Annotated in this window: 4 protein-coding genes; 3 read left to right on the top strand and 1 reads right to left on the bottom strand. The window is 69.6% G+C overall.

The annotated features are described in order from the left end of the window. Positions 1 to 325, bottom strand: a 325-nt coding sequence (locus VF330_RS40925) for a helix-turn-helix transcriptional regulator (protein WP_330857145.1), incomplete at its 3' end; no start/stop codon positions are given. Positions 326 to 456: 131 nt separating this feature from the next. Here VF330_RS40925 and VF330_RS40920 point away from each other — a divergent pair. Genes VF330_RS40920 through VF330_RS40910 form a run of 3 tightly spaced genes read left to right on the top strand, consistent with a single transcriptional unit; the run spans position 457 to position 3,451 of the window. Further along, positions 457 to 1,587 (top strand): efflux RND transporter periplasmic adaptor subunit, encoded by a 1,131-nt coding sequence (locus VF330_RS40920; protein ID WP_330857144.1) that lies wholly within the window; start codon positions 457 to 459, stop codon positions 1,585 to 1,587. Continuing rightward, entirely contained in the window at positions 1,584 to 2,264 is a 681-nt protein-coding gene (locus VF330_RS40915; RefSeq protein WP_330857143.1) for an ABC transporter ATP-binding protein, read from the top strand. Before VF330_RS40920 ends, VF330_RS40915 begins: the two co-directional genes overlap by 4 nt. Further along, a complete protein-coding gene (locus VF330_RS40910; protein ID WP_330857142.1) occupies positions 2,261 to 3,451 on the top strand; it encodes an ABC transporter permease in 1,191 nt (396 codons plus the stop codon). Before VF330_RS40915 ends, VF330_RS40910 begins: the two co-directional genes overlap by 4 nt. Positions 3,452 to 3,511 lie beyond the last annotated feature (60 nt).

Below are 3,511 nucleotides of genomic sequence, written 5' to 3'. Positions count from 1 at the left end.
TGATCGCCGTCGCCGTCGACTCCGCCATCGCGAGCGTGCGCAGGTTGTCCGACACCTGCACGATGTACTCCTCGAACGCGTACCGGTACCGCCTCTTGAAGTCCTCGAAGAAGTCGATGTCCTTGCCGCACATCGAGAGGTACTGGACGAGGTCGATCTCGCTGGCGCGGTACTTGCCGGTCTCGATCGTCGAGAGCTTGCTCGGGTCCCAGCCGAGCCGCACGGACAGCGCGGCGCCCGTCAGTCCGGTGCAGGTCTCGCGCAGGCGGCGCAGCTCGTCGCCCAGGTCCCGGCTGTAGGCGGTGGAGGGGGTGGTCGTGGCCATTCCCCGACGCTAGGGCTTGCTCGAAGAGCAAAAAGGTGCACAACCGGGTGAAAATCGGGCGCTTCGATCTTCAGCGGACTCCCAGGGAACTCGCAGCCCGGGCACAGCTTCGCGGACGACGATCCTCGTCCATGACTCGACGTCGCAGATCCCTGGTGATCAACGGGCTGCTGGTGGTGGTGCTCCTCGGCGCCGGTGTGGCCGGTTATCTGGTGTTCTTCGGTTCGTCCGGCAACGCCCAGCCCACCGCCGCCCGCACGGCCGCCGCCGCGACCCGTGACGTCAGCGAGGTGGTCACGGCGTCGGGGACGGTGCAGAGCTCGTTCAGCGCCGCGGCGTCGTTCTCGGCGAGCGGCACGGTCACGGAGATCGACGTCAAGGTCGGCGACACCGTCACCAAGGGCCAGCAGCTCGCGAAGCTCGACCCGACCCAGGCGCAGCTCCAGGTCGACATCGCGCAGGGCAACGTCGACGCCGCGCTCGCCAAGGGCACCGGCACCACCGCGTTGCTGACGGCGTACCGGCAGGCGCAGCTCGCTCTCCAGCAGGCCGAGGACACCCTCGCCGCCACGACGCTCACGGCGCCCGGCGACGGCACGATCACGTCGGTCACCGGGTCGGTCGGCCAGAAGGTCGCCAGCGGCGGCACGTCGAGCAACAGCAGCAGCTCCAGCACGTCCAGCACCACGACGACGTCCGGGTTCGTGGTCGTCACCGATCTGAAGAACCTGGTGCTGAAGGCGAACGTCTCCGAGTCGGACGTCAGCAAGCTCAAGGGCGACCAGGCCGCGACCGTCACGGTCAACGCGATGCAGTCCACGCCGGTCCAGGCCAAGGTCGCCCAGGTCGACCTCACGCCCACCACGGCGAACAACGTCGTCCAGTACGGCGTGACGCTGACGCTGACCCAGCCGCCGGCCGGGTTGCGGCCGGGCCAGTCCGCGAGCGTCGAGATCACCGTCGCCGGGGCCACCGGTGTCCTCGCCGTGCCGGCCGCGGCCGTGCAGACCGTCAACGGCGCCAGCAGCGTCCAGGTGATGGAGAACGGCGCGGAGACCCGCAAGACCGTCGAGGTCGGGGTGCGCGGCGACCAGTACGTGGAGATCAAGTCCGGGCTGAGCGCGGGCGACGAGGTCGTGCTGCCGCCGGTGACGACGTCGACGAACCAGAACCGCACCGGTCAGCAGCAAGGCGGGAACTTCCCCGGCACCGGTGGCGGCCAGCGCACCAACGGCGGCGGGTTCACCGGGACCGGGCGATGAGCCCCGTCATCGAGGTCAGGGACCTCCGCAAGACCTACGGGGCCGGCGACACGGCCGTGCACGCCCTGCGCGGGCTCGACCTGACCGTGGAGAAGGGCGAGTACATCGCGATCATGGGCGCGTCCGGCTCCGGCAAGTCGACGCTGCTCAACATCCTCGGCTGCCTCGACGTGCCGTCGTCCGGCAAGTACCTGCTGGACGGCATCGACACGGGCGAGTTCGACGAGGAGCAGCTCTCGTTGCTGCGCAACAGGAAGATCGGTTTCGTCTTCCAGTCCTTCAACCTGGTGCCGCGCACTACGGCACTCGCCAACGTCGAACTCCCGCTGGTGTACGCGGGAGTTCGACGTGCACAACGTCGCGAGCGCGCGCTCGCAGCGCTCGACCTCGTCGGCCTCAAGGACCGCACGCACCACCGGCCCAACGAGCTGTCGGGCGGTCAGCAGCAACGGGTCGCGATCGCGCGGGCCCTCGTCACGTCCCCGGCGATCGTGCTGGCCGACGAGCCGACGGGAAACCTCGACACCGACTCCAGCCGTGAGGTGATGGGCATCCTCGACCGGCTCAGTGCCAGCGGGCGGACGGTCGTGCTGATCACGCACGAGGACGAGGTCGCCGCCCACGCCATGCGGACCGTGCGCGTGGTGGACGGGAAGGTCGCGGGGGTGCTGGTGTGAGGTTCCTCGAGATCGCCGCCTTCGCCGTGCGGGGCCTGACCGCGAACAAGATGCGGTCCGGGCTCACCACGCTCGGCATCCTGATCGGTGTCGCGTCGGTGATCCTGCTGATCGCGGTCGGCAACGGCGCGTCGAGCGCGGTGCAGCAGAGCATCGCCGGGCTCGGCACGAACATCCTGACGATCAGCCCGCAGCGCGCCCAGCCCGGCAGCACCGCCAAGCCGCTGACCACGGCGGACGCGGCGGCGCTGGTCGGCCCCGACTCCCCCGACGTCAAGTACGCCTCGCCCGTGGTGTCCGCGCAGGCGACCGCCGCGTACGGCGACACGACGCACGACGTGGGCCAGTTCATCGGCTCCGACCCGCACTACTTCGACACCACGAACAGCAGCGTCGCGCAGGGGAACCTGTTCTCCGACAACGACGTCCAGCAGGCGCGCAAGGTCGTCGTGATCGGCGCGACGGTCGCGACCGAGCTCTTCCCCGGCACCGACCCGGTCGGCAAGCCGATGCTGGTCAACAACATCCCGTTCACCGTCGTGGGAGTGCTGGCGGCCAAGGGGTCCAGTGGGCTGCAGGACGCGGACGACCTTGCCGTGGCGCCGCTGACGACGACGCAGAACGCGTTGACCGGCTACGGCAGCCTCACCCAGATCGTGGTGCAGGCGCAGTCCGCGGACGCGTTGCCGAACGCGCAGGCGCAGGTGACGACGGTCCTCGACGGCCGGCACAAGATCACGAACACCGCCGACTACCGGATCCTCAGCCAGGACCAGCTGCTCACCGCGCGGACCGCGACGACGGAGACGTTCACGGTGCTGCTGGCGTCCGTGGCGGCGATCTCGTTGCTGGTGGGCGGGATCGGCATCACGAACATCATGCTGGTCACCGTCACCGAGCGGATCCGCGAGATCGGCATCCGCAAGGCCGTGGGCGCGCCGCGGTCGTCGATCCTCGGCCAGTTCCTGATCGAGGCGACGCTGCTGAGCCTGTTCGGCGGGGCGCTGGGCGTCGCCGCCGGGGTGGTCGGCAGCCGGTTCACCATCGCCGGCATCCAGCCCGTCATCGTGCCGTCGTCGGTGCTGCTCGCGTTCGCGGTGTCGGCGCTGATCGGCCTGTTCTTCGGCAGCTACCCGGCTTCGCGCGCGGCGAAGCTCCGCCCCATCGAGGCGCTCAGGCATGAATGAGGAGAGTTCCGTGACGAACCCCAACCCGCTCGACCAGCCGCTCGAGAACGACATCTCGGC

The sequence above is a fragment of the Lentzea sp. genome (assembly GCF_036380075.1).
Taxonomy (GTDB): Bacteria; Actinomycetota; Actinomycetes; order Mycobacteriales; family Pseudonocardiaceae; genus Lentzea.
This window is presented reverse-complemented; position numbering and strand designations above follow the sequence as displayed.

Excerpts from the sequence above, each read along its gene's own strand:
- VF330_RS40915 (WP_330857143.1), top strand. The coding sequence starts at position 1,584 with ATGAGCCCCGTCATCGAGGTCAGGGACCTCCGCAAGACCTACGGGGCC.
- VF330_RS40920 (WP_330857144.1), top strand. The coding sequence starts at position 457 with ATGACTCGACGTCGCAGATCCCTGGTGATCAACGGGCTGCTGGTGGTG.